The following is a 21,242-nucleotide window of genomic DNA, read 5'->3' as shown; positions in this document are numbered from 1 at the left end:
CTCGTAAGGCCACAACCTCCAATCCGATCGACATGCTGCGCGAGGGCACGTCATTTCCCGAAAGTCGTGGTGAAGGACGCCATATAGGCGCGGTGTTGGAGCGTGTCAAATCCGGCCGACAATCCGCGCGATCGGGTCGGCGCGCGCGGCGCGTCTGGCGCTTGTCTTATCATGACGCGGTCGTATGGCATGGGCTTGAACGACGCACCGAGGCGATTTTGACTTTGCTTTTTCCTGCGACCCGCCGCGCGCGCGCGGTGCTCGCGCTGGCCGTGACGGTCGGGACGGCCGGAAGCGCGGGCGCGCAGAACAGCCAGCCGCCCGCGACGATCCCGGGACTCGAAGGCTTCAGCCTGCCGACCGAGCCGCCACGCCCGACGCCGGTGCCGACGCCCGAGCCCAAGGTCGCGCCGCTGCCGCGCCCGACGCCGAGCGCCACCGCCACGCCGAGCGCGACCCCGACGCCCGCCACGGTGACGCCGCCGCCGGTGCGCCCGACGGTTCGGGCGACGCCGACGCCAAGGGCGACCCCCGCCGCTACGCCGACACCGATCGCGCGCGCGACCGTGCCCGCGCCGGCGCTCACACCGGCCCGCGCACCGACGGCGATCCCGACGTCAGCGCCCGCGCCAGAGGCCTCGCCGCCGGCGGCTGTGGTCGCGGCGACCCCGCCATCCGCCCCGGCCGCGAAGAATTGGGGATCACTCGGGCTGTGGGCGGCCGGTGTGTCGCTGATCGCCGTCTGCGCCGGTGTCGTGCTGTACCGGCGGCGGCGGCGCGGGGACGATGAGATCACCGCCGAAGCGGAGCCGGCGACGGCGCCGCCACCCCCACCGGCACCATCGCCGCCCGCGCCCGCGCCCGTCGCCGAGGCGGTGGCGGCGCCGCGCGCGCGGATCGCGATCGCGCTCGAGGTCAAGCGGGCCGGCACCAACCTGCTGAGCGCGGCCGTCGAGTATCGCATCGTGCTGCACAATGCCGGCGAAGTCGACGCGCGCGCGATCGCGCTCGATCTGCGGCTGTTCGGGGTCGAGCCGGGGCTCGAACGGACGCTCGACGCCTTGTTCGCCGCGCCGATCGAACGCGCGGTCGTCGCGCGGTTCGATCTCGCCGCCGGCGCGACCGCCGCGCTGGAGGGCACCGCGATGCTGCCGCGCGACGTGATGCCGCCGCTCGCGATCCAGGGGGTCGGTGAGGGGCGGGCGCTGTTCGTGCCGGTGATGACGGTCGCGCTTGATTATGCGTGGGAGGGCGGGCACGGACGCAGCGCCGCTTCGTTCGTCGTCGGGCTTGATCGCGGCGCCGACGCGAAGCTCGGGCCGTTCCGGCTCGACGGGCCGCCGCGCATGCATGATCGCGTGCGGCATTTGTCGTTCACGGTGTCGCGAGACGATTGAGGATAAGCCGTCGCCCCGGCGGAGGCCGGGGCCGTTTCGGTTCTGGCAACCCGCCCGGCGGACAACTTGGCGGCCCCGGCCTGCGCCGGGGCGACGGTGGGTATAAGAAAGGGGCGGCATCCTCGCGGATGCCGCCCCTTCTTTTTGCAAGCCGTCATGGGCCAAGCCCATGACGTCGGACGCGGGCTTGGCGCCCGCGCCGGCCGGCCTTGTCGGTCTCGCGGGCTGGCGTGCCAGCCCGCGTGCCGACTGCGGCTTACTTGATTTCGACGGTCGCGCCGGCGGCTTCGAGCTGCGCCTTGATCTTGGCGGCCTCGTCCTTCGACACGCCTTCCTTGACGGCCTTCGGAGCCGACTCGACCAGCGTCTTGGCTTCGGTCAGGCCGAGCGAGGTGATCGCGCGGACTTCCTTGATGACGTTGATCTTCTTGCCACCGTCGCCGGTGAGGATGACGTCGAATTCGGTCTGCTCTTCAGCAGCCGGGGCAGCGGCGCCACCGGCGCCGCCGGCGGCCGGCGCAGCGGCGACGGCCGCAGCGGCCGAAACGCCCCACTTCTCTTCGAGCAGCTTCGAAAGCTCGGCGGCTTCGAGGACGGTCAGTTCGCTAAGCTGGTCAACCAGCGCGTTCAGGTCTGCCATGTGTAGTCTCCAATAGGGGGCATCGCCCCGGTCTGTTCAGGTAAGAAAAATCTCGAAAGAGCCTGAAATCAGGCGGCTTCCTTGTCCTTGTCGGCATAGGCCTGGAGGACGCGGGCGAGCTGTGCCGCCGGAGCCTGCGTGATCGTGGCGAGCTTGGTTGCAGGAGCAACCAGCAGGCCGATGATCTTGGCACGCAGTTCATCCAGCGACGGCATCGTCGCCAGCGCCTTCACGCCGTCTACGTCGAGGACGGTCGCGCCCATCGCCCCGCCGACGATTTCGAACTTGTCGTTCGTCTTCGCGAATTCGACGGCCACCTTGGCGGCCGCGACGGGATCAACGGAAGTGGCGAGACCGACCGGACCCGTGAGCATGTCGCCCAGCGAGAGATAGTCGGTGCCGTCGAGCGCGATCTTGGCAAGCTTGTTCTTCGAGACCTTGTAGCTCGCGCCGGCATCCCGCATCGCGTTGCGCAGCTTGGTCGACTGCGCAACGGTCATGCCGAGGTTGCGGGTGACGATCACCGCGCCGACTTCGGCAAAAGTGCGGTTCAGCTCGGCGACGAGCTCGGTCTTTTGAGCACGATCCATGCCATTCTCCACGTGTTGGCCCACCGCGAACGGCGGGCCGGTTGACCCGGAGGAACGCGGCGCAACAGCCGCACCCTTCCGGGGGCTGTCCAGCGAAGGGGCATGGGCGGACCGCGACACATGGCGACGGACCGAAGGGCGCGGGCGCGGAACGCCCGGACCAGAATTCCATTCCCCGTCTCGGCGGGAAATTAAGCGACGGCAAACCCGGCGCACCCACTGTCTCGGACGGACCCGGCATACGCGAACGCGTGCCGGGCGAAGGCGCGCTGTTAGCGGCATTGGCGGCAAAGTCAATTGCCGTTCGACGATCGCGTCTTTATGCGGCGAAGCGTGCGATTTTGTCGGCGAACCACGCTGAGCGTGGCCGCCGCGCGGCATCATCCTTGTAGCATTGCCGGAGGCTTTGCGAGACACTCGACGGGTTCCGCCGATTCACCTTCGATGAGTCGGCCGCGCCGGAGGTTTCGCGGACAGGCTCGCCCGACCGGGCTGCGAGTGAGGAGAGGAGGGGCCGGAGCAACCGGCCCCTTTACCCCGACCGCGCTTACGCCTTCACCGTCACCCACACCGAAACCGGCACGACGACCTTGCCCGGCGCGGGCTTGCCGACCTCGACGCGGTCCGCGGTGACGAGTTCCCCGGTGGCGAGATTGAAGGATACCCAGGGCTTGGGCATGCGCCCGAAGGTCATTTTCTGGATGGGCTGGCCGGTGGCCGTGTTCATGATGGTTGCGATGACTGCCATGCGCGCGCTGATAACGATGCGCCGCGCGCTGTCCAGACCGTGTCCGCGCGCGCAACCAAAAGCCGGCCCGATGATTGAGGCGTGGGAAAAGGGGCGATCGGACTATGGCGATGACACCGGCGACGCGGTCGCTCCTGCGGCGCGCCGGATGGGCCGGGCTGATCGTCGCCGGTCTCGCGGCGCTGCTCGCGCTCGCGCTGGGGGCGCTGCCGTTCGGGCTGTTGCGCCCGGCGATCGAGCGGCGGATCGCCGCCCGGCTCGGCGCGCCCGCGCATATCGGCGCGATCCGCCGTTTGCAGGCTTTCTCCTACACGCCCGACATCGTGATCGAAGACGTGCGGATCGAACAGCCCGGCTGGGTGGGCGGTGGCGATTTCCTGCGCGCGCGGGCGGTGACGATGCGGCTGCCGGTGTTCAAGCTGCTGTTCGGCGGAGTGAAGCCCGACGCGCTGGTGATCGACGGGCTCGAGGTCGCGCTGGTGCGCGACGCGAGCGGGCGCTCCAACTGGAAGGGGCGGCCCCGGCCAGCGGATGCGCCGCCGGCCACGACGGGGCCGGGGCTGACCCGGCTGACGGTCCGGGACGGCCGGCTCAGCCTGCGCGATGCCAAGCGGCAACTGAGCGTCTCCGGGCCGTTCGAGGTGACGGGTGCATCCGGGCTGCGGCTGGCCGCGACCGGCACGTTCCTCGGTACGCCCGCGCGGCTCGACGTGACCGGCGGGCGGATCGACGGGATCGATCCGGCGGCGGCATGGCCGGTCGAACTGCATCTGGTGTCGCCGGCGCTGCGGCTGGAGGCGAAAGGAACGACCGACGGCGTGCTCAACACGCATCGCTTCGGCGCGACCGTGACGGCGCGCGCACCCACGCTCAAGAACCTCGACCGCGCGATCGAGGCCGGGCTGTTCGGCACGCGGCCGATCGCGCTGATCGCGCAGGTGCGGCATGATGCGCGCGACTGGTATCTCGACCGGATCGGCGGCGGCATCGGGCGTTCGCGTTTCGTCGGCAAGGCGAGCATCCTCAAGCGCGACGGACGCACCAGGATCGACGCGCAGATGCGCGCCAGCCAGTTCGATTTCGACGACCTCGCCGATGACGCCGGCCGTGCCAGGGCGGCGGCGAGCAAGGCCGCGATCGGCCCGCGCGTGCTGCCGCCGACGCGGATCAACCTTTCGCATCTCTGGCGCACCGACGGCACGATCGCGTTCCGGGTCGATCATCTGCTGTCGGGCGGCGGGACGGTGTTTCGCACGCTCCGCGGCGAGCTTCGTCTCGACCATCAAGTGCTGACGGTCGACCGTCTCGTCGCGACGCTCGCCACCGGGCGGATGACCGGCGTGATCCGGGTCGATCACCGCAGCGGCCGGCCCAAGCTGTCGACCGATCTGCGGCTGGAGGGGATGACGCTCGACACGCTGGTCGGGTCGCCCGACGACATCACGGGCATCGTGCGCGGGCGGATCGCGCTCAGCGGGCAGGGCGATACAGTGCGCGAGGCGCTGAGCCATGCTGACGGCAGCGCCGCGATCGTCTCCAACGCCGGCACGATCAAGGCCGTGGTCGCGGATGTGCTCGGGCAGGATCTTGGCGGCACGATCAAACAGGCGATCCTGCACCCGTCCGAGCGGGTGCCGCTACGCTGTCTCGTCGCCGCGTTCCGCGCGCGGGGCGGCGTGCTGACGCCGAACCCGCTGGCGATCGACACCGGCAGTTCGATAGGGCGCGGCAGCGGGCGAATCGACCTGCGCGACGAGCGCATCGCGCTGACGCTGGCGGGGCGCACGCGCGACGATCCGGCGCTGCGCATCGTCGACCCGATCCGCATCGGCGGCACGCTCAGCAAACCCGCCATCGCGATCGCGGGGAGCGACGCGCCCTCGGGCAAGCCGGGTGTCGGCGGCTTCTTCAAGGCGCTCGGGCGCTCGATCGGCGAAGCGATCGGGCTGGGCGACAAGCCTGCGCCGCGCCCGGCGTTCGCGCCACTCGATTGCGCGCGGTTGAGCGCGGCGGCGTTGCGGTAGCGGCTCAGGCGATCGGCGGCTCCGCGGTCACGTCGAACGCGATCGGCGGCAGCGTCTCGAAGCCGGGCCGGGCGAGCAGATAGCCCTGGACGTAGCGGACGTTCATCGCGCGGAGCGCCGCCAATTCGCCGGCGGTCTCGATCCCCTCGGCGATGACGGTGATGCCGAGCGCGGCGCACATCTTGACGACGCCATCGACGATCATCCGGCGCGGCAGGCTGCTGTCGAGCCCGCGGATCAGCTCCATGTCGAGCTTGATGATGTCCGGCTGGAACCGCGCGAGCAGGTTGAGCCCGGCATGCCCCGCGCCGAAATCGTCGAGCGCGGTGCCGAAGCCCATCTTGCGATAGGTCGCGATGATATCGGCGACGTGCGCCGGATCGGCCATCCGCTCGTTTTCGGTGAATTCGAAGATCAGCCGGTCGGTGGGGAACGCCACCGCCCTGGCGGTCTTGAGCGTCAACTGGATGCACGCGGCGGGCGAATAGACCGCGTTGGGAAGGAAGTTGATCGACAGGCGCGCGCGGGTGTCGATCAGCCCGGCGGCGGCGGCGACCGAAATGGCGCGGACACGGCATTGCTGATCGAAGGCGTAGCGGTTGGCGTCCGACACGCGCGACAGGACGCTGGCGGCGCCTTGTCCGTTGGGGCCGCGCACCAGCGCTTCGTAGGCGAAGGGCGTGCCGGTGACGATATCGACGATCGGCTGGAACGCCATCGAAAAGGCGAAATCGAGATCGCCGCCGTCGCGGCATCCGGCACAGGGGGCGGGCGCGGGCGCCGATGGGGTCACGGGAAGGGCCATGCGCGCATCATGCCCGTGAAAGTTCAAAGAAAAGCCTTATGAATCAGGAAAGTGGTTAACTTCGATCATGGGCGCACGCAAAAAGGGCCGGGATCGCTCCCGGCCCTTCATGGTCTTGCCCGCGGTGGCGTGGCTTACGCCGCGCTCACCTCGGCGGTGTCGACCTTGATGCCGGCGCCCATCGTCGAGCTGACGGCGACCTTGCGGACATACTTGCCCTTGGCGCCCGCCGGCTTCGCCTTGACCACGGCATCGACCAGCGCGTCGAAGTTCGCGCGCAGGTCTTCGGCCGGGAACGACGCCTTGCCGATGCCCGAGTGGATGATGCCGGCCTTCTCGACGCGATATTCGATCTGGCCGCCCTTGGCGTCCTTGACCGCCTGCGCGACGTTCATCGTGACGGTGCCGAGCTTGGGGTTCGGCATCAGGCCCTTCGGACCCAGGATCTTGCCGAGCCGGCCGACGACGCCCATCATGTCCGGGGTCGCGATGCAGCGATCGAAGTCGATCTTGCCGCCCTGGACGATTTCCATGAGGTCTTCGGCGCCGACGACGTCGGCACCGGCGGCGAGCGCCTCCTCAGCCTTCGCGCCCTTGGCGAACACGCCGACGCGCACGGTCTTGCCGGTGCCCTTGGGCAGCGTGACGACGCCGCGCACCATCTGGTCGGCGTGACGCGGATCGACGCCGAGGTTGAGCGCGACTTCGATCGTCTCGTCGAACTTCGAGGTCGCGTTGGCGCGGGCCAATTCGATCGCCTCGTTGATGCCGTACAGCTTGTCGCGGTCGATCACGGTGGCGAGGGTCTTCGCCTTCTTGGTCAGCTTTGCCATGATATCAGCCCTCCACCACTTCGAGGCCCATCGCGCGGGCCGAGCCCTCGATGATGCGCGTTGCCGCTTCGATGTCGTTCGCGTTCAGATCCTTCATCTTGGCCTGCGCGATTTCCGACAGCTTCGACCGGGCGATCTTGCCCGCCGAGGTCTTGCCCGGCTCCTTCGAACCCGACTTCAGGTTCGCGGCCTTCTTGATGAGATAGGTCGCCGGCGGCGTCTTGGTCTCGAACGAGAAGCTGCGGTCGGCATAGACGGTGATGATGGTCGGCAGCGGGGTGCCGACTTCCTGATCGCCCGTCGAGGCGTTGAACTGCTTGCAGAACTCCATGATGTTCACGCCGCGCTGACCCAGCGCCGGGCCGATCGGCGGCGAGGGGTTCGCCTTGCCTGCAGGAACCTGCAGCTTGATGTATCCGGTAATCTTCTTTGCCATGTCACTCTCTTTCGGTCGGGCCCGCACGGTGGCGTGCCCCGATCAAGTCTAGCGGTTGGTAGCGGGCGCGTGTCACAGCGCCCTCCCGCACGAATCCCATTGCTGTCGCTCTGGAAGCGCGGGCGCATAGCGCAAGCGGCGTGGCGATGCAATCGGCGCGCCGCGGTTGACGTGACGGCGAGGGGCGATATCCGCCGAGCTATGAAGCTGTGGTTCAACCAGGCGTTTTCGCTCCGCAACATCGTCTCTCGCATCGCCGTCGAGCGGCCCGGCATTTCGTTGTGCGTCAGCGCGATCGACCCGGAGTCGCCGGTGCGCGATGTCGCGCCCGAATTCTGGCGCGAGCCGGCACGCGGCACCTTCGATTACCCGGAATGGCTGCTCGCGACCGCGATCGAACGCGGCGTCGATGCGCTGGTCGCGCAGCGGGGGCGCATGGATGTCGCCGGGATGGCCGACCGGTTCGCGGCGGAAGGGATCGCGCTGCATGTCGCCGCCGACGCGGCGACATTGCGGCTGCTCGACGACAAGGCGGCGTTTTCGGCGGCGCTGGCCGGGGATGCGATGCTGTGCCCGACGATCCCGGTCACGACGGCGGCGGCGTTCGAGGCGGCGGTGGATGCGATCGCGCGGGGCGGTGCGGTCGCCTGCGTCAAGCCGGCGACGGGCATTTACGGCGCCGGCTATTGGACGCTCGATGCGGCGACCGCGCTCCAGCATCTCGCCGATCCCGATGCGCGGCGGATCGCGCCCGAGGTCTATGCCGCCGCGTTGCGGGCGGGCGAGGCGCGCGGCGAGACCTTCTCGCTGCTGGTGATGGAGCATCTGCCGGGGCTGGAGGCATCGGTCGACATCGTCGCGGATCGTGGCGACACGCTGGTCGCGGCGGTGCGGACCAAGCTCGACGCCAACCGGCAGCGCATCGAGACGCGGCATCCGCTGATCGCCCACGCCGCCGGCCTGGTCGCGCGCTACGCGCTGCACGGTGCGGTCAACGTCCAGTACCGGCAGGATCGCGGCGGGGCGTGGCGTATCCTTGAAATCAACACGCGCGCGGCGGGCGGCGCGTCCTATTGCGACGCGGTGGGCGTGCCGTTCAGCGCGACCTGGGTCGATGTCGTGACAGGCACCGCGCGGCGCTTCGACGCCGATGTGAACGTCGAAATCGTCGCGGTAGTCCATGCCGAGCGGCGACGACGAACCGATGCGGCGCGGGGATGAGGCGGAACCGCCGGCCTTGTGGTTTGTAGGTCAACTGTCATAATCGCTTGGCATACAGAACGTTACAAAACGAAAATATGGAGAAGCCAGCGTGGTCAGTCTGCAAAAAGGCCAAACTGTAAAGCTGGAAAAGTCGGGCGGCGGCACGCTGACGCGGGTGGCGATGGGCGTGGGCTGGGACGTGCGCAAGTCCAAGGGGCTGTTCGGCCTGTTCGGCGGCGGTGGCGGCGATATCGATCTCGACGCGTCGTGCCTGCTGTTCGATGCGGGCGGGGCGCTGCTCGATCAGGTGTGGTTCCGGCAGCTCGTCAGCGCGGACGGCAGCATCGTCCATAGCGGCGACAACCGCACCGGCGCCGGGGACGGCGACGACGAGACGATCAATGTCGATCTGACGCGGGTGCCCGCCACGGTGCGATCGCTGGTGTTCACCGTCAACAGCTTCACCGGCGAAAGTTTCGACCGGATCGAAAACGCCTATTGCCGCGTTGTGGATTCGACCAATGGCAAGGAAATGGCGCGCTATGATCTCAGCGGATCGGGTCCGCACACCGGGCAGGTGATGGCGAAGCTGGTCCGCTCGGGCGATGGCTGGGAGATGAAGGCGCTGGGCGAGCGCACCACCGGACGGACCTTCCACGATATGATGGGTGTGATCCGCGGCGTGCTCTGACGCCGCCCGCCACCATCCTTTCGCCGACACGAACAGGAGATCGCATGACCGATCTGCAACAGGGCGGCAACGCGCCCGTCCCCGGCGACGCGCTGGCCGTGACGTTCGCCTGGAGCGCGACGGGCGGGGTGGACGCCGATGCGTCCGCTTATCTGCTGACCGCGACCGGCAAGGTGCGCGGCGACGCCGACATGGTGTTCTACAACCAGCCCGAGGGCGATGGCGGCGGCATCCGTTTCGATGCGTCGCGCGGGCAGGGCGCGTTCGAGGTCGATCTTGCGCGGCTGCCCGCCGAGATCGAGCGGATCGTGTTTTGCGTGACGCTCCCCGACGCGCAGGCGCGAGGCGAGACGCTGGCCCGGCTCGACGGCGCCGAGATCACCGTTGCGCCGCGTGGTGGCGGGGAAGCGTTGCGCTTTCGGCCGCAGCTCGCCGGGGCGAGCGAGGCGGCGATGACCTTCGGCGAACTGTATCGCCGGAATGGGCAATGGAAGTTCCGTGCGGTTGGCCAAGGGTTCAACGGCGGGCTTGCGCCGCTCGCGCGGTCGTTCGGGATCGACGTCGCCGACGAGCCGCCGGCCGCTGCGACACCGCCTCCTCCTCCGCCCCCGCCCGCTCCGCCGCCGGTCAGCCTCAGCAAGGTGACGCTGGAGAAGCGCGGGCAGACCGTAAGCCTCGCCAAGCGCGGCGCGAGCTTCGGCGAGATCACGATCAACCTCAACTGGTCGCGTGGGCGCAAGGGGCTGTTCGGCGGCGGCAGCGCGATCGATCTCGACATCGGCTGCCTCTTCGAGCTCATCGACGGGCGCAAGGGCGGTGTGCAGGCGCTCGGCAACGCGTTCGGGTCGTTCGATCAGGCGCCCTATATCGCGCTGTCGGGCGATGACCGCACCGGCGATGTGTCGGCGGGCGAGACGCTGCGCATCAACGGCGCGTTCTGGGCGCAGATCAAGCGCGTCGCGGTGTTCGCCAACATCTATTCGGGCGTGCCCAACTGGCAGCAGACCGATGGCGTGGTGCTCGTCACCATGCCGGACCAGCCGCCGATCGAGGTGCGGCTGACCGAGGGGCGCGACGACCGCAGGCTGTGCGGGATCGTGCTGATCGAAAATGACGCGGGTGCAATCAAGGTTACGCGGATCGTGGAATATCTCCATGATACGCGCATGTTCGACGAATCGCTCGGCTGGGGCCTGCGCTGGGTCGCCGGGCGCAAGGATTGAGGCCGCACGCGGCGAACCGGGGGATGATGGTGTTCAAATATTTCAGGGGATCATTGCTCTTCACCGCGCTGTGCCTCGCGATCGGCGCGGTGCTGGGCTGGGCGATCACGCATGATGTCGCGGGCACGCTCGGCATCCTGTGGATCGTGCTGGTGCTTGGCGTGCTCGAAGTCTCGCTGTCGTTCGACAATGCCGTCGTCAACGCGACCGTGCTGCGCGACATGGATCCGATCTGGCGCCGCCGCTTCCTCTCGTGGGGCATCATCATCGCGGTGTTCGGGATGCGAATCCTGTTCCCGCTGGTGATCGTCGCGATCGCCGCGCAGGTCGGGCCGATCGAGGCGCTCAAGCTCGCCGCGACCGATCCGGTCACCTACGAGCGGATCATCACCGGCGCGCATGTCGGCATTTCCGGGTTCGGCGGCGCGTTCCTCGCGATGGTCGGGCTGACCTTCTTCCTCGACGAGGACAAGGACATGCACTGGATCGGCGTGATCGAGCGGCCATTCTCGGGCCTGTCGCGCATTTCCGGGTTGGCGATCGGCATCGTGCTGCTCGCGCTCTACGGCATTTCGCGGCTGATCGCGCCCGAGGAGGCGATGACCTTCATCACCTCGGGCATCTTCGGGCTGGTCGCCTATATCGCCGTGCAGGCGATCGGCGCGGTGCTCGAACAGGCCGATGGCGAGGAGGATGCGCAGGGCGGCCCGGCGCATGCCGGCGGCCAGGCGGTCGCGGTGACGGCGGCGAAATCGGGGCTGGCGGCGTTCCTGTACCTCGAAGTGCTCGACGCGTCCTTCTCGTTCGACGGCGTGATCGGCGCGTTCGCGCTTTCGAACAACCTGTTCATCATCGCGCTCGGCCTCGGCATCGGCGCGATGTTCGTGCGGTCGATGACGGTGATGCTGGTCGATCGCGGCACGCTCTCCGAATATCGGTATCTCGAGCATGGCGCGTTCTACGCGATCGTCGCGCTGGCGACGATCATGCTGCTGTCGGTGCGCTTCGAAATTCCCGAGACGGTGACCGGGCTGATCGGCGCGGGGCTGATCGGCCTCGCCTTCGTCGCGTCGCTGCGCGCCAAGGGTGACGACGATGACGACGCGATCGTGGCCACCGGCGAGCGGCTCAACAACTCGTAAGCAGGAGACACCACCATGTCGGTTAGCCTCACCAAAGGCGGCAATGTCAGTCTGTCGAAGGAGGAACCCAATCTCAGCAAGATCCTGATCGGGCTCGGCTGGGACACCCGCACGTCGGACGGCGCGGACTTCGACCTCGACGCGAGCGCCTTCCTGCTCGCCGCGGGCGACAAGGTGCGCAGCGACAGCGACTTCATCTTCTACAACAATCTGCGCTCTGGCGACGGGTCGGTGGAGCACACCGGCGACAACCGCACCGGCGAGGGCGATGGCGATGACGAAGCGCTCAAGGTCGAGCTGACCCGCGTGCCCGCCGACGTGCAGAAGATCGCGATCACCGTGACCATCCACGAGGCGGAGGCGCGCCGCCAGAGCTTCGGCATGGTCTCCAATGCGTTCATCCGCATCGTGAACGATGCGACGGGCCGCGAAATCTCGCGTTATGACCTCGCCGAGGATGCCTCGACGGAGACGGCGATGATCTTCGGCGAAGTCTATCGCAACAACGGCGAATGGAAGTTCCGCGCGGTCGGGCAGGGCTTCAAGGGCGGCCTCGCCCCGCTCGCGCGCAATTATGGCGTCAACATCGGCTGATATCGGCCGGACAAGGAGTTGGATATGGCAGTTTCACTTTCGAAGGGCGGCAACGTCAGCCTCAGCAAGGAGGCGCCCGGCCTCAAGGTCGTGCGCGTCGGCCTCGGCTGGGATACGCGCGTGACCGACGGCGCCGGGTTCGATCTCGATGCCAGCGTCTTCCTGCTGAGCGAGAGCGGGAAGGTCCGTTCGGACGCGGATTTCGTGTTCTACAACAACAAGAACGGTGCCAACGGCGCGGTCGTCCACCAGGGCGACAACCAGACCGGCGAGGGCAGCGGCGACGACGAGGTCGTGGTGGTGACGCTCGATCAGGTGCCCGCCGAGATCCAGAAACTCAGCTTCGCGGTGACGATCCACGACGCCGACGCGCGGCGCCAGAATTTCGGCATGGTCTCGAACGCCTATATCCGCGTCGTCAACAATGACGGCGGCACCGAGATCGCGCGCTACGACCTGTCCGAAGACGCATCGACCGAGACGGCGATGATCTTCGGCGATCTCTACCGCAACAATGGCGAGTGGAAGTTCAAGGCGATCGGGCAGGGCTTCGCCGGCGGGCTCGGGCCGCTCGCGCAGTCGTTCGGCGTCAACGTCTGACCCGCAGGACATCGCCCGCCGATGCGTGATCTGGTCGCGGGCGAACGGGCCGCCATCTCCGGCGCGGGCATGTTCGCGCTCGCCGGAGGTGGCGGCGACCCGCCGACGCTGGCGCTGATCGCGCTGGGGGCAGACCGGCGCGTGTCGCCGGTCTTCGCGCCGATCGACGCGGTCACGCGGGAGATGCGCCCCGCCGCGCGGTTCGAGGATGCGGCGCGGCTGCACGTCGCGCTCGACGAGATGCCGGGCGCGGTCGAGCGGCTGCTTCTGATCGCTTTCGATCGCGGCAATCGGCCGATCGGGCGGGCGGTGGCGGTCGAGCTGGGCGACATGCGCTTCGCGGCCGATCTGCGCACACGGCCCGATGCCGCCGTCATCCTGATCGAATGCTATCGGCACCAGGGCGGGTGGCGGATCGCCGCCAACGGCCAGGGCTTCGCGATGGGGCTGAGCGCGATCGCGGCGGCCTATGGGATCGATCATGACTGGGTAATGCGGCTGATCCCGCGATTGCAGCCGCCGGAGGCGCCGGATGGCGAGCGCGGCCCGCGCGCGGGCACATCGAGCGGGAGCGGTGTCGCGGTCGAGCGCCACCATATCCTCACCAACGCGCATGTCGTCGAGGATGCGCGGGTGGTGACGGTGCAGGCGCGCGGGCGGCCGCTCGCCGCCGACACGGTGTTCGCCGACCGCCGCAACGATCTCGCGCTGCTGCGGGTCGAGGCGCCGGTCGCGGGGATCGCGCAGTTCCGCTCCGAAGTGGGGCTGCATCTCGGCGAGGATGTCGTCGCTTTGGGGTTTCCGTTGCAGGGGCTGCTCGGCACCGGGCCGCAGGCGAGCGCGGGCAACATCGCGGCGCTGACCGGGATCGGCAACGACAGCAGCCTGTTCCAATTCACCGCGCCGATCGCGAGCGGCAACAGCGGCGGTCCGATTCTCGACATGGCGGGGCATCTGATCGGGCTGGTATGTTCCTCGCTCAATCTCGACCGCGTGCGCCAGACCGGGGCGAGCGCGGAGAATATCAATTTCGGCATCAAGGGCGCGATGATCCTCAGTTTCCTCGATTCGTTCGGCATCGAGCCGCAGATGGCGCACGGCAATGCCGTGATCGGCCGCGCCGCCGTCGTGCGCCAGGCGCGCGACATGATCGCGCGGGTGACGTGCGAATGCTGAGCATCGCCGAAGAGACGCGCGCGGTGGAGTTGCCGACCGGGCGGCTCGACATCGCGGTCGAGGAGGCCGCGTGGCCGCTCGACCGGCTGTGCGCATTCGCCGCGCGCGAGAACCCCAGGCGCGGCTTCCTCGTCGTGTCGCGCGTGCTCGGGCGGCATCTGCCGACGCCGCCGCATCTGATCCGCGAGAGCGCGCGCGATCTGGCGGCGCGCATTCCCGCCGGGCTGCCCGGCCCGATGATGGTGATCGGCCTCGCGGAGACCGCCGTGTGCCTTGGCCAGACGGTGCATGAGGAACTGCGTGCGGCGACCGGGCGCGACGATGTGTTTTTCCTCCATTCGACGCGACAGCAACTCGACCATCCATTGCTGTGCCGGTTCGAGGAGCCGCACAGCCATGCCTCGGCGCATCTGATCTACCGCCCCGACCTGCCCGAGCCGCGCAGCCTGGTGATCGTCGATGACGAGATTTCGACCGGCACGACCTTGTGCAACCTCGCCGAGGCGCTGGTGGCGGCATGGCCGCGTGTCGAGGAGATCGTGGTGGCGACGCTGACCGACTGGTCGCGCGGACGCGACTGGCGAGCGCGGATGCCGCGACCGACCGCGGTGGCGGCGCTGCTCGGCGGGCGGCTGGAGTGGACGCAGGGCGCGGTGGCGGTGGCGGATGCGCGGTTCGATCAGGCGGCGGCGTCGCTCGGGCGGATGCGGTCGCATCGCAATTTCGGGCGGCTGGGCATCGCCGCGCCGGTGGCGCCGCCGCCGGTTAGCGCCGTGCCCGAGATCACCGGGCCGGTGCGCGTGCTCGGCACCGGCGAGTTCACCTATCTGCCCTTCCGCCTTGCCGAGCGGCTGGCCGCCGAGGGGCATGACGTGGTCGTGCAGGCGACCAGCCGCAGCCCGGCGCGGATCGGCCTGGCGATGGCCAGCAAGCTGCGCTTCTCCGACAATTATGAAACCGGCGTGCCCAATTATCTCTACAATGCCGATCCGGCCGACGGCCGGATGACGCTGATCGCGCACGAGACCGGCGCGGACACGCTCGACCCGGCGCTGATCGCCGCGCTCGACGCGACGACGATCGGCTGGTCGGCATGATCCGCGCGATCGCGCTCGTCGATCTCGACGACACATTGTTCCAGACACTCCGAAAATGCCCGCCCGACGTGCCGGTCGAGCGGCTGACCCCCCTTGGATTCGCCAAGGACGGGGCACCGCTGAGCTACGCCACGCCGCGCCAGATGATGTTCCTCGAGTGGCTGGCGGAAACCACCCATCTCGTGCCCGTCACCGCGCGCAGCCTCGATGCGCTCAGACGGGCGCACATTCCGTTCCGCGCGGCGGTGTGTGCGCATGGCGGGGTGATCCTCGACGATACCGGCGCGATCGATTCGGGCTGGGCTGAGATCATTGCCCTGCGCGCCGCCCCCCATGCCGAGACGCTGGCCGTGTTCGCCGACGCGATCGCCACCGAGGCGCGCGCGCGCGGCGTCGCGATCAACGCGCGCGTGCTGAACGAGGGCGATCTGCCGCTCTACACGCTCGCCAAGCACGCCGATGCCGATGCCGAGGCGCTGTTCGCGGTGGTCGATGCCGCGATCCCCGCGTTGCCCGATGGCTGGACCGACCATCGCAACGGCAACAATGTCGCGCTGATGCCGCCCTATCTCGGCAAGGCGCATGCCGTTGCGCATATCCTGCCGGCGCTGCGCGCGCGCTTCCCCGACGCGCCGGTGATCGGCGTGGGGGACAGCCATACCGATGCGCCGTTCATGGCGCTGTGCGACTTCGCGATGATGCCGCCGCGCTCGCAACTCGCGGGGGGCCTGTTCGATGTCGGCTGAAGCCGCGCCGTTCTCCGGCAGCTACGATCCCGCCGACGTCACCTTCCTGCTCAAGCCGGTGGCAATGCCTGCGACCGATGTCGCGGCGAAGGAAGCGGCGATCCAATCGGGCCGGCGGCATTATTCCGAGATGATCGCGCCGGAGAGCGTGCCGGGCGCCGACTATCTCGCGCTGTACCACGCCGCGCTGGCGCGCAACGGCGCGCGGTTGGCGCAGGATGTCGCGAGCCTCGCCGCGCATCTCGCGGAGCGGCGGCCGGGGCGCGAGGTGGTGATCGTGTCGCTGGCGCGCGCGGGCACGCCGATCGGGGTGCTGCTCGCGCGGACGCTGCGCGCCTGGGGACACCGGGCGAGCCATTATTCCGTCAGCATCATCCGCGATCGCGGCATCGACCGGAACGCGCTCGCTCATATCGCGGCACGCCATGATCCGCGTGACGCGGTGTTCGTCGACGGCTGGACCGGCAAGGGCGCGATCGCGGGCGAACTCCGCGCCGCGCTCGCCGAGCGCCCGTTCGGCTTCGCGCCCGAACTCGCGGTGATCGCCGATCCGGCGGGGCAGGCCGACCTCGCCGCGACCGACGACGATTATCTGATCGCGTCGGGGCTGCTCAACGGCATCGTCTCGGGGCTGGTGAGCCGCTCGATCCTCAACGCCGACGTGGTCGGGCCGGAGGATTTCCACGCCTGCGTCACCTATCCGCAGTTCGCCCACGCCGATCTGTCGCGCGCCTTCGTCGATGGCATCGCGCCGCTCGCCGCCGCCGCCGCGCCCCGGCCGATCGCGGACCACGCCGATCGCCGACCGGCGCTGCGCGCGGGGTGCGAGGCGATGATGGCGGCGCTGCTCGCGCATGCGGGCACGCGCGACCGCAACCGGATCAAACCCGGCATCGCCGAGGCGACGCGCGCGTTGCTCAGGCGCATGCCCGAGCGCCTGCTGGTGCGCGATCCGGGTGACGCCGATGTCGCGCATCTGCTCCATCTCGCCGCCGAACATGAGATTCCGGTCGAGCCGCTCGGTGAGCGCTCGCGCTACCGCGCGGTGGCGATCATCCGCACTTTGGGACACGATGCATGACCCTCGACCCGCTTCCCGCGCTCGCGCTCGGCGCGACGCTGTACATGCCGTGTACGCGCGACGATCTCGCCGAGGCACTGCTTGGCGGTCGCCGGATCGCCGGGCTGCGATCGGCGGTGCTGTGCCTCGAGGATGCGGTGCTCGATCGCGACGTGCCGTTGGCGCTGGCGCATCTCGCGGCGTTCCTGCGCACGCTGTTGGCGCGCGGCGCGGGGCCGGGCGAGCCGCTGCTGTTCGTGCGCCCGCGCGACGCGGCGATGCTCGAGCATGTGCTGTGCATGCCGGGGGTCGAGCGGCTGACCGGCTTCGTCATCCCCAAGGCGCATGCGGACACCATGCCGGCCTATCTCGCGCTGCCGTTTCATGACCGGCACCGGCTGATGCCGACGCTGGAGACGCGCGAAGCGTGCGACCCGCACGAAATGCGGCGCCTGCGCGACCAGTTGCTGGTGGTGCAGGATCGCATCGTCGCGCTCCGGATCGGCGGCAACGATCTGCTGCGCGCGATGGGCTTGCGCCGCCCGGCGGGGCGCACCGCCTATGACGGGCCGCTCGGCGGGATCATCGCCAGCCTCGTCGCGAGCTTCGCGCCGTGGGGCTTCGCGCTCAGCGCGCCGGTGTTCGAGCGGTTCGCCGATGTTGCGCTGCTGCGCGAGGAGGTTGCGCGCGACATCGAGCACGGGTTGCAGGGCAAGACCGCGATCCATCCCGATCAGATCGCGGTGATCCACGCCGCGCTCGCGGTGCCGACCGCGCAAATCGAGGAGGCGCGGCTGATGCTCGCCGACGACGCGCCGGCCGTGTTCGCGCATGACGGCGCGATGTGCGAGCCGGCAACGCACCGCGCCTGGGCCGAACGGCTGCTCGAACGCGCGGCGCTCTATGGAATCGCCGACCCGCAGCCCGCGCTGCGCCTCATCACAGGAGCCGACCAATGAGCGATTTTCGTACCCGCATCGACGAGCAGGCCAGCGCCGGCGTGCGCTTCGAAGTCTATCAGTTCGAGCGCAAGAGCCATGTGCTCAACATGCCGCTGCCCGCCGCATCGGCGAGCGGTGGCACCGCTCCGGTGATCCATCTGCACCCGCCGCACGCGGCGACGGCGCGGCAGGTCCGCATCGTGCTGGAGGGCGGCGCTGCGCTGCTCGAGCCGGGCGCGCTGCAATATGCCCACGGCAAGCTGCAGGTCGATATCCAGAAGAACGCCGGGGCGGGCGGCTTCCTCTCGCGGGCGATCACCTCGGCGGGATCGGGCGAGAGCGCGTTCGCGACGCGCTACGCCGGCTATGGCGAGGTCTGGACCGAAGTGACGACCAAGCACTTCATCCTCGCCGCGATGGACGGCCCGCAGGATGCGCTGATCCTCGACGACGGCGCGTTCTACGCCTGCGACGCCAATGTCGCGCTCTCGACCCATATCCACCGCTCGGTGCAGGGCATCCTCTCGGGCAATGGCCTGATGCAGCCCAAGCTGACCGGCGCGGGCGCGTTCGTCGTCGAATCGCCGGTGCCGGCGGATGAGATCGAGGTGGTCGAGCTCGACGGCCAGAAGGAGCTGATCGTCGATGGCGATCTGATGCTGATGTATTCGGCGGGCTTGCAGGTCGAGCTTCGCCCGCTCGTGCGGGGTCTGCGCAACGCGTGGCGCAGCGGCGAGGGGCTGGTGTATCTGTTCCGCGGGCGCGGGACGGTGTGGCTGACGCCGACGATGCGGTTGGGGTAAGCTCCCACATCCGTCCGTCCCGAGCGAAGTCGAGGGACAGTGCAGGTGTCTCGACTTCGCTCGACACGAACGGTCAGGGAAGACCTCGCTATCGCAGCGGATCGTCGCCCTTGCCGTAGCGATTCTCGATGAAGCGCAGGTTGTCGGCGAAACTGTCGAGATCCTCCTGCGCGAGCGAGCGCGACAGCGCCTCCAGCCGGGCGATCATGCGTTCGAAGCCCTGGTTGAGATTGTAGCTCGCCGAGCGCCCGGTCTGGCGGAAGATCTCGGCGCGGTGGCTGGGCGGAATCTCGGCATAGCTTTCGATCAGGCGGGGCAGGTGATCGTCGCGCATCTGCCGCACCTCGGTCGCCGCCGAGATCATCAGCGTGTCGTCGCGCGTTCGCGCCTCGATCTCGGCGATCAGCGCGAGCAGGCGCGCGACCAGCGGGCGCGAGGTTTCGGGCAGGCGCGGATCGTCGGCGGAGATGACCGGGCCAGCGGGCGGGGCGGGGGACGGCGGCGCGCCGGTCACCGTCGGCGAGGATTCGATCGGCCCGCTCAGCCATTCCGCCAGTCTGTCCAGGAATCCCGTCAACTCATCATACTCACGCCTGCGCCGTCGCGGCCACGGTAGAGCATCGACTCGACGGCGCGCTAGAGGGCGCCGCGCGATGCCTCGGCCGCGTCGATCGCGCGGCGTGCCTGCGCGATCGCATCGTCGAGCGCGCGGTGCAGCGCGTCGCCGGCGGTGGGCGCATCGCGCGCCGCATCGGCGGTGCGTTCCAGCGCCGCCGCCTGCCGGGAGAGCGCCTCGCTCCCCGCGACCGCGCGGCGGGCGGCGAGCGCGGTGCGCAGCGCGGCGATACTCGTCTCGCGGGCGCGGTCGAGCGCCTGCGCGAGCGCATCCTGGCTGTTCGCGAGCAGATCGAGCGTGAGGATGCCCTGCTGGGTCACGGCGGCCTGGGTGAGCACGTCCTGTTCGCGCGCCAGCAGGCGCTCGGCGGCGGGGCCGCGCAGGAACCGCGCGCGATCGGGCCGATCGAGCGCGATTTCGCGCGCCGCCGATTCGACCGCCCTGGCGCAGGCGCGGATCAGTTCGATCGCCTCGTCGAGCGCCTCCGCGGCGGCGCGGAGCCTGGCCCGATCGGTGTCGATCATGATCCGCGCGCGTGTGAGCGAATCGCGTTCGCGCGCGAGCGTGTCGACCAGCGCCTCGATCCGCGCGGCGGGGGGCGTCGGCGTTTCGGCCACGGCGCGGCCGGGGAACAGCGACCACGCGGGTTTGGGCGGCGGCTCGGCGATGCTCAGCGCGAGCGTCTGCAAGGTCTGGAGCCCCTGTTCGGCGGCGGCGGTCGTCCCCACGCCGCGTTCCAGCCGCCCGCTCGCCTCGGCGGCGGCGGCGATCGCCTGCCGCCCGAGCGCGTCGATCGCGGAAAGCACCGCGTCCTCCGCCGATGCGAGCCATTGCCGCAGGATCAGCCGGGCCTCGGCGCGAACGTCACGGTCTCGCTCGGGTACGGACAAACGCAGATCCTTCAAGACCCATCGGGCAACTGGCGCGCCCGGAGGGATTCGAACCCCCGACCAAGGAGGTAGAAGCTCCTTGCTCTATCCAACTGAGCTACGGGCGCGCGCCTTGCCCCGGTTAGCGCGGATTGCGCCGTTGCGAAACGGCGATATTACCAAATCCGCGAAGGGGGCGCGATGATGCTCGACAAGGTGGTGGCGGCGGATCTGCGGGGCAGGCAGTTCCGCTACTATGATTTCGTGATGGTCGCCTTCGTCGTGATCCTCGTGCTGTCGAACGTGGTCGGCGCGGGCAAGCGCGCGGTGATCGATCTGCCGTGGATCGGGCTGTGGCCGTTCGGGGCGGGCATCCTGTTCTTTCCGCTCTCCTACATCCTCGATGACGTGCTGACCGAAGTCTATGGGTACGCCCGCGCGCGCCGCGTGGTGTGGGCGGGGTTCGTCGCGCTCGCCTTTCTGGTGGCGATGGAGTGGACGACGGTGGCGCTGCCGCCCGCCGCCGATTGGGGCGGCCAGGCGCACTACGAATACGTGTTCGGTTCGCCGCCGCACGTGGTTTCGGCCTTCCCTTATGTCGATGTCGGCATCGGCGGGCGGATCGCGTTCGCCTCGCTGTGCGCCTTCTGGGTCGGGGATCTGCTCAACTCCTATGCGCTCGCGCGGATGAAGATCCTGACCGACGGCAAATGGCTGTGGACGCGCACGATCGGCTCGACGATCGTCGGGGAGGGGGCGGACAGCCTCGTCTTCTATCCGCTCGCCTTCTACGGACTGCCCGACTGGCCGGTACAGGCGATGCTGATGGTGATGGCCAGCCAGTTCGTGCTGAAGGTGGGCTGGGAGGTGCTGCTGACCCCGGTCACCTACGCGGTGGTGGGCTTTCTCAAGCGCCGCGAGGGTATCGACGTCTATGATCGCGGGACCGATTTCTCGCCGTTCCACGCAGGCGTCTGAGCGGTTTCACGGAACGCGGTCGCGCCGGCG

At 69.2% G+C, this 21,242-nt stretch carries 23 protein-coding genes and 1 tRNA gene; 15 read left to right on the top strand and 9 right to left on the bottom strand.

Annotation, left to right across the window (positions count from 1 at the left end):
• Nucleotides 1–218 precede the first annotated feature (218 nt).
• A complete protein-coding gene (locus tag PX554_RS03760) occupies nucleotides 219–1,397 on the top strand; it encodes a hypothetical protein (RefSeq protein WP_275499105.1) in 1,179 nt (392 codons plus the stop codon).
• Nucleotides 1,398–1,653: 256 nt separating this feature from the next.
• Here PX554_RS03760 and rplL read toward each other — a convergent pair whose 3' ends face one another.
• The 3 genes from rplL to PX554_RS03745 form a co-directional block, all read right to left on the bottom strand.
• Nucleotides 1,654–2,037: a 50S ribosomal protein L7/L12 gene (gene rplL, locus PX554_RS03755; RefSeq protein WP_093220361.1), complete on the bottom strand. Its 384-nt coding sequence runs from the start codon at nucleotides 2,035–2,037 to the stop codon at nucleotides 1,654–1,656.
• Between the two features lie 68 nt (nucleotides 2,038–2,105).
• Nucleotides 2,106–2,627 (bottom strand): 50S ribosomal protein L10, encoded by a 522-nt coding sequence (gene rplJ, locus PX554_RS03750; protein ID WP_093220359.1) that lies wholly within the window; start codon nucleotides 2,625–2,627, stop codon nucleotides 2,106–2,108.
• A gap of 547 nt (nucleotides 2,628–3,174) precedes the next feature.
• A complete protein-coding gene (locus PX554_RS03745; protein WP_093220356.1) occupies nucleotides 3,175–3,375 on the bottom strand; it encodes a hypothetical protein in 201 nt (66 codons plus the stop codon).
• Nucleotides 3,376–3,479: 104 nt separating this feature from the next.
• Between PX554_RS03745 and PX554_RS03740 the strand changes: the two genes are divergently transcribed.
• Nucleotides 3,480–5,399, top strand: a complete 1,920-nt coding sequence (locus tag PX554_RS03740) for an AsmA family protein (protein WP_275499102.1) — start codon at nucleotides 3,480–3,482, stop codon at nucleotides 5,397–5,399.
• Nucleotides 5,400–5,403: 4 nt separating this feature from the next.
• Here PX554_RS03740 and PX554_RS03735 read toward each other — a convergent pair whose 3' ends face one another.
• The 3 genes from PX554_RS03735 to rplK form a co-directional block, all read right to left on the bottom strand.
• Nucleotides 5,404–6,204, bottom strand: a complete 801-nt coding sequence (locus PX554_RS03735) for an EAL domain-containing protein (protein WP_476712848.1) — start codon at nucleotides 6,202–6,204, stop codon at nucleotides 5,404–5,406.
• Between the two features lie 134 nt (nucleotides 6,205–6,338).
• Nucleotides 6,339–7,037, bottom strand: coding sequence for a 50S ribosomal protein L1 (rplA, locus tag PX554_RS03730; protein WP_275499100.1), 699 nt, complete (start codon nucleotides 7,035–7,037; stop codon nucleotides 6,339–6,341).
• A gap of 4 nt (nucleotides 7,038–7,041) precedes the next feature.
• On the bottom strand, nucleotides 7,042–7,473 hold the full coding sequence (rplK, locus tag PX554_RS03725) for a 50S ribosomal protein L11 (protein ID WP_093220348.1): 432 nt from the start codon (nucleotides 7,471–7,473) through the stop codon (nucleotides 7,042–7,044).
• Between the two features lie 201 nt (nucleotides 7,474–7,674).
• Between rplK and PX554_RS03720 the strand changes: the two genes are divergently transcribed.
• From PX554_RS03720 to PX554_RS03665, 12 genes are all read left to right on the top strand, one after another.
• The gene (locus PX554_RS03720; protein WP_275499098.1) at nucleotides 7,675–8,694 is read left to right on the top strand and encodes an ATP-grasp domain-containing protein; all 1,020 of its coding nucleotides are present in this window, start codon (nucleotides 7,675–7,677) and stop codon (nucleotides 8,692–8,694) included.
• 91 nt (nucleotides 8,695–8,785) lie between these two features.
• Entirely contained in the window at nucleotides 8,786–9,367 is a 582-nt protein-coding gene (locus PX554_RS03715) for a TerD family protein (protein WP_093220343.1), read from the top strand.
• 44 nt (nucleotides 9,368–9,411) lie between these two features.
• Entirely contained in the window at nucleotides 9,412–10,590 is a 1,179-nt protein-coding gene (locus tag PX554_RS03710; RefSeq protein WP_275499096.1) for a TerD family protein, read from the top strand.
• A gap of 26 nt (nucleotides 10,591–10,616) precedes the next feature.
• Nucleotides 10,617–11,732: a DUF475 domain-containing protein gene (locus PX554_RS03705; RefSeq protein WP_275499965.1), complete on the top strand. Its 1,116-nt coding sequence runs from the start codon at nucleotides 10,617–10,619 to the stop codon at nucleotides 11,730–11,732.
• A 15-nt stretch (nucleotides 11,733–11,747) separates the two neighbouring features.
• The gene (locus tag PX554_RS03700; RefSeq protein ID WP_093220338.1) at nucleotides 11,748–12,326 is read left to right on the top strand and encodes a TerD family protein; all 579 of its coding nucleotides are present in this window, start codon (nucleotides 11,748–11,750) and stop codon (nucleotides 12,324–12,326) included.
• 24 nt (nucleotides 12,327–12,350) lie between these two features.
• On the top strand, nucleotides 12,351–12,926 hold the full coding sequence (locus PX554_RS03695; protein WP_275499093.1) for a TerD family protein: 576 nt from the start codon (nucleotides 12,351–12,353) through the stop codon (nucleotides 12,924–12,926).
• A 21-nt stretch (nucleotides 12,927–12,947) separates the two neighbouring features.
• A complete protein-coding gene (locus PX554_RS03690) occupies nucleotides 12,948–14,102 on the top strand; it encodes a trypsin-like peptidase domain-containing protein (protein ID WP_275499092.1) in 1,155 nt (384 codons plus the stop codon).
• The gene (locus PX554_RS03685) at nucleotides 14,096–15,199 is read left to right on the top strand and encodes a phosphoribosyltransferase domain-containing protein (protein WP_275499090.1); all 1,104 of its coding nucleotides are present in this window, start codon (nucleotides 14,096–14,098) and stop codon (nucleotides 15,197–15,199) included. Before PX554_RS03690 ends, PX554_RS03685 begins: the two co-directional genes overlap by 7 nt.
• On the top strand, nucleotides 15,196–15,945 hold the full coding sequence (locus tag PX554_RS03680) for an HAD family hydrolase (protein ID WP_275499088.1): 750 nt from the start codon (nucleotides 15,196–15,198) through the stop codon (nucleotides 15,943–15,945). The genes PX554_RS03685 and PX554_RS03680 overlap by 4 nt, the downstream gene beginning before the upstream one ends.
• The gene (locus PX554_RS03675) at nucleotides 15,935–17,026 is read left to right on the top strand and encodes a cysteine protease StiP domain-containing protein (RefSeq protein ID WP_093220324.1); all 1,092 of its coding nucleotides are present in this window, start codon (nucleotides 15,935–15,937) and stop codon (nucleotides 17,024–17,026) included. The genes PX554_RS03680 and PX554_RS03675 overlap by 11 nt, the downstream gene beginning before the upstream one ends.
• Nucleotides 17,023–17,964, top strand: coding sequence for an HpcH/HpaI aldolase/citrate lyase family protein (locus PX554_RS03670; RefSeq protein ID WP_275499085.1), 942 nt, complete (start codon nucleotides 17,023–17,025; stop codon nucleotides 17,962–17,964). Before PX554_RS03675 ends, PX554_RS03670 begins: the two co-directional genes overlap by 4 nt.
• Nucleotides 17,961–18,749, top strand: a complete 789-nt coding sequence (locus tag PX554_RS03665) for an AIM24 family protein (RefSeq protein ID WP_275499084.1) — start codon at nucleotides 17,961–17,963, stop codon at nucleotides 18,747–18,749. The genes PX554_RS03670 and PX554_RS03665 overlap by 4 nt, the downstream gene beginning before the upstream one ends.
• Before the next feature lie 88 nt (nucleotides 18,750–18,837).
• On the opposite strand, the gene PX554_RS03660 is transcribed toward PX554_RS03665, so the two are convergent.
• The 3 genes from PX554_RS03660 to PX554_RS03650 all read right to left on the bottom strand — a co-directional run bounded on the left by PX554_RS03660 (nucleotide 18,838) and on the right by PX554_RS03650 (nucleotide 20,362).
• Nucleotides 18,838–19,326 carry a hypothetical protein gene (locus PX554_RS03660; protein WP_275499082.1) on the bottom strand — a complete coding sequence of 163 codons (489 nt, stop codon included), beginning with the start codon at nucleotides 19,324–19,326 and terminating at the stop codon, nucleotides 18,838–18,840.
• A gap of 59 nt (nucleotides 19,327–19,385) precedes the next feature.
• Nucleotides 19,386–20,255 carry a toxic anion resistance protein gene (locus tag PX554_RS03655; RefSeq protein ID WP_275499080.1) on the bottom strand — a complete coding sequence of 290 codons (870 nt, stop codon included), beginning with the start codon at nucleotides 20,253–20,255 and terminating at the stop codon, nucleotides 19,386–19,388.
• Nucleotides 20,256–20,285: 30 nt separating this feature from the next.
• Nucleotides 20,286–20,362: transfer RNA gene (locus PX554_RS03650), tRNA-Arg, on the bottom strand.
• Nucleotides 20,363–20,435: 73 nt separating this feature from the next.
• Between PX554_RS03650 and PX554_RS03645 the strand changes: the two genes are divergently transcribed.
• Nucleotides 20,436–21,212 (top strand): queuosine precursor transporter, encoded by a 777-nt coding sequence (locus PX554_RS03645; RefSeq protein WP_275499078.1) that lies wholly within the window; start codon nucleotides 20,436–20,438, stop codon nucleotides 21,210–21,212.
• Nucleotides 21,213–21,242 lie beyond the last annotated feature (30 nt).

Origin of the sequence: Sphingomonas pollutisoli, from assembly GCF_029167165.1 — a bacterium.
Classification (GTDB): Bacteria; Pseudomonadota; Alphaproteobacteria; order Sphingomonadales; family Sphingomonadaceae; genus Sphingomonas; species Sphingomonas pollutisoli.
Note: the sequence above shows the minus strand (reverse complement) of the source record. Positions and strands in the feature narration are given on the sequence as shown.

What these genes read in the sequence shown, in the direction of transcription:
- rplL (WP_093220361.1), bottom strand. Translation starts at nt 2,037, where the DNA reads ATGGCAGACCTGAACGCGCTGGTTGACCAGCTTAGCGAACTGACCGTC.
- rplJ (WP_093220359.1), bottom strand. Translation starts at nt 2,627, where the DNA reads ATGGATCGTGCTCAAAAGACCGAGCTCGTCGCCGAGCTGAACCGCACT.
- PX554_RS03745 (WP_093220356.1), bottom strand. Translation starts at nt 3,375, where the DNA reads ATGGCAGTCATCGCAACCATCATGAACACGGCCACCGGCCAGCCCATC.
- PX554_RS03740 (WP_275499102.1), top strand. Translation starts at nt 3,480, where the DNA reads ATGGCGATGACACCGGCGACGCGGTCGCTCCTGCGGCGCGCCGGATGG.
- PX554_RS03735 (WP_476712848.1), bottom strand. Translation starts at nt 6,204, where the DNA reads ATGGCCCTTCCCGTGACCCCATCGGCGCCCGCGCCCGCCCCCTGTGCC.
- rplA (WP_275499100.1), bottom strand. Translation starts at nt 7,037, where the DNA reads ATGGCAAAGCTGACCAAGAAGGCGAAGACCCTCGCCACCGTGATCGAC.
- rplK (WP_093220348.1), bottom strand. Translation starts at nt 7,473, where the DNA reads ATGGCAAAGAAGATTACCGGATACATCAAGCTGCAGGTTCCTGCAGGC.
- PX554_RS03720 (WP_275499098.1), top strand. Translation starts at nt 7,675, where the DNA reads ATGAAGCTGTGGTTCAACCAGGCGTTTTCGCTCCGCAACATCGTCTCT.
- PX554_RS03710 (WP_275499096.1), top strand. Translation starts at nt 9,412, where the DNA reads ATGACCGATCTGCAACAGGGCGGCAACGCGCCCGTCCCCGGCGACGCG.
- PX554_RS03705 (WP_275499965.1), top strand. Translation starts at nt 10,617, where the DNA reads ATGGTGTTCAAATATTTCAGGGGATCATTGCTCTTCACCGCGCTGTGC.
- PX554_RS03700 (WP_093220338.1), top strand. Translation starts at nt 11,748, where the DNA reads ATGTCGGTTAGCCTCACCAAAGGCGGCAATGTCAGTCTGTCGAAGGAG.
- PX554_RS03695 (WP_275499093.1), top strand. Translation starts at nt 12,351, where the DNA reads ATGGCAGTTTCACTTTCGAAGGGCGGCAACGTCAGCCTCAGCAAGGAG.
- PX554_RS03690 (WP_275499092.1), top strand. Translation starts at nt 12,948, where the DNA reads ATGCGTGATCTGGTCGCGGGCGAACGGGCCGCCATCTCCGGCGCGGGC.
- PX554_RS03685 (WP_275499090.1), top strand. Translation starts at nt 14,096, where the DNA reads ATGCTGAGCATCGCCGAAGAGACGCGCGCGGTGGAGTTGCCGACCGGG.
- PX554_RS03680 (WP_275499088.1), top strand. Translation starts at nt 15,196, where the DNA reads ATGATCCGCGCGATCGCGCTCGTCGATCTCGACGACACATTGTTCCAG.
- PX554_RS03675 (WP_093220324.1), top strand. Translation starts at nt 15,935, where the DNA reads ATGTCGGCTGAAGCCGCGCCGTTCTCCGGCAGCTACGATCCCGCCGAC.
- PX554_RS03670 (WP_275499085.1), top strand. Translation starts at nt 17,023, where the DNA reads ATGACCCTCGACCCGCTTCCCGCGCTCGCGCTCGGCGCGACGCTGTAC.
- PX554_RS03665 (WP_275499084.1), top strand. Translation starts at nt 17,961, where the DNA reads ATGAGCGATTTTCGTACCCGCATCGACGAGCAGGCCAGCGCCGGCGTG.
- PX554_RS03645 (WP_275499078.1), top strand. Translation starts at nt 20,436, where the DNA reads ATGATGCTCGACAAGGTGGTGGCGGCGGATCTGCGGGGCAGGCAGTTC.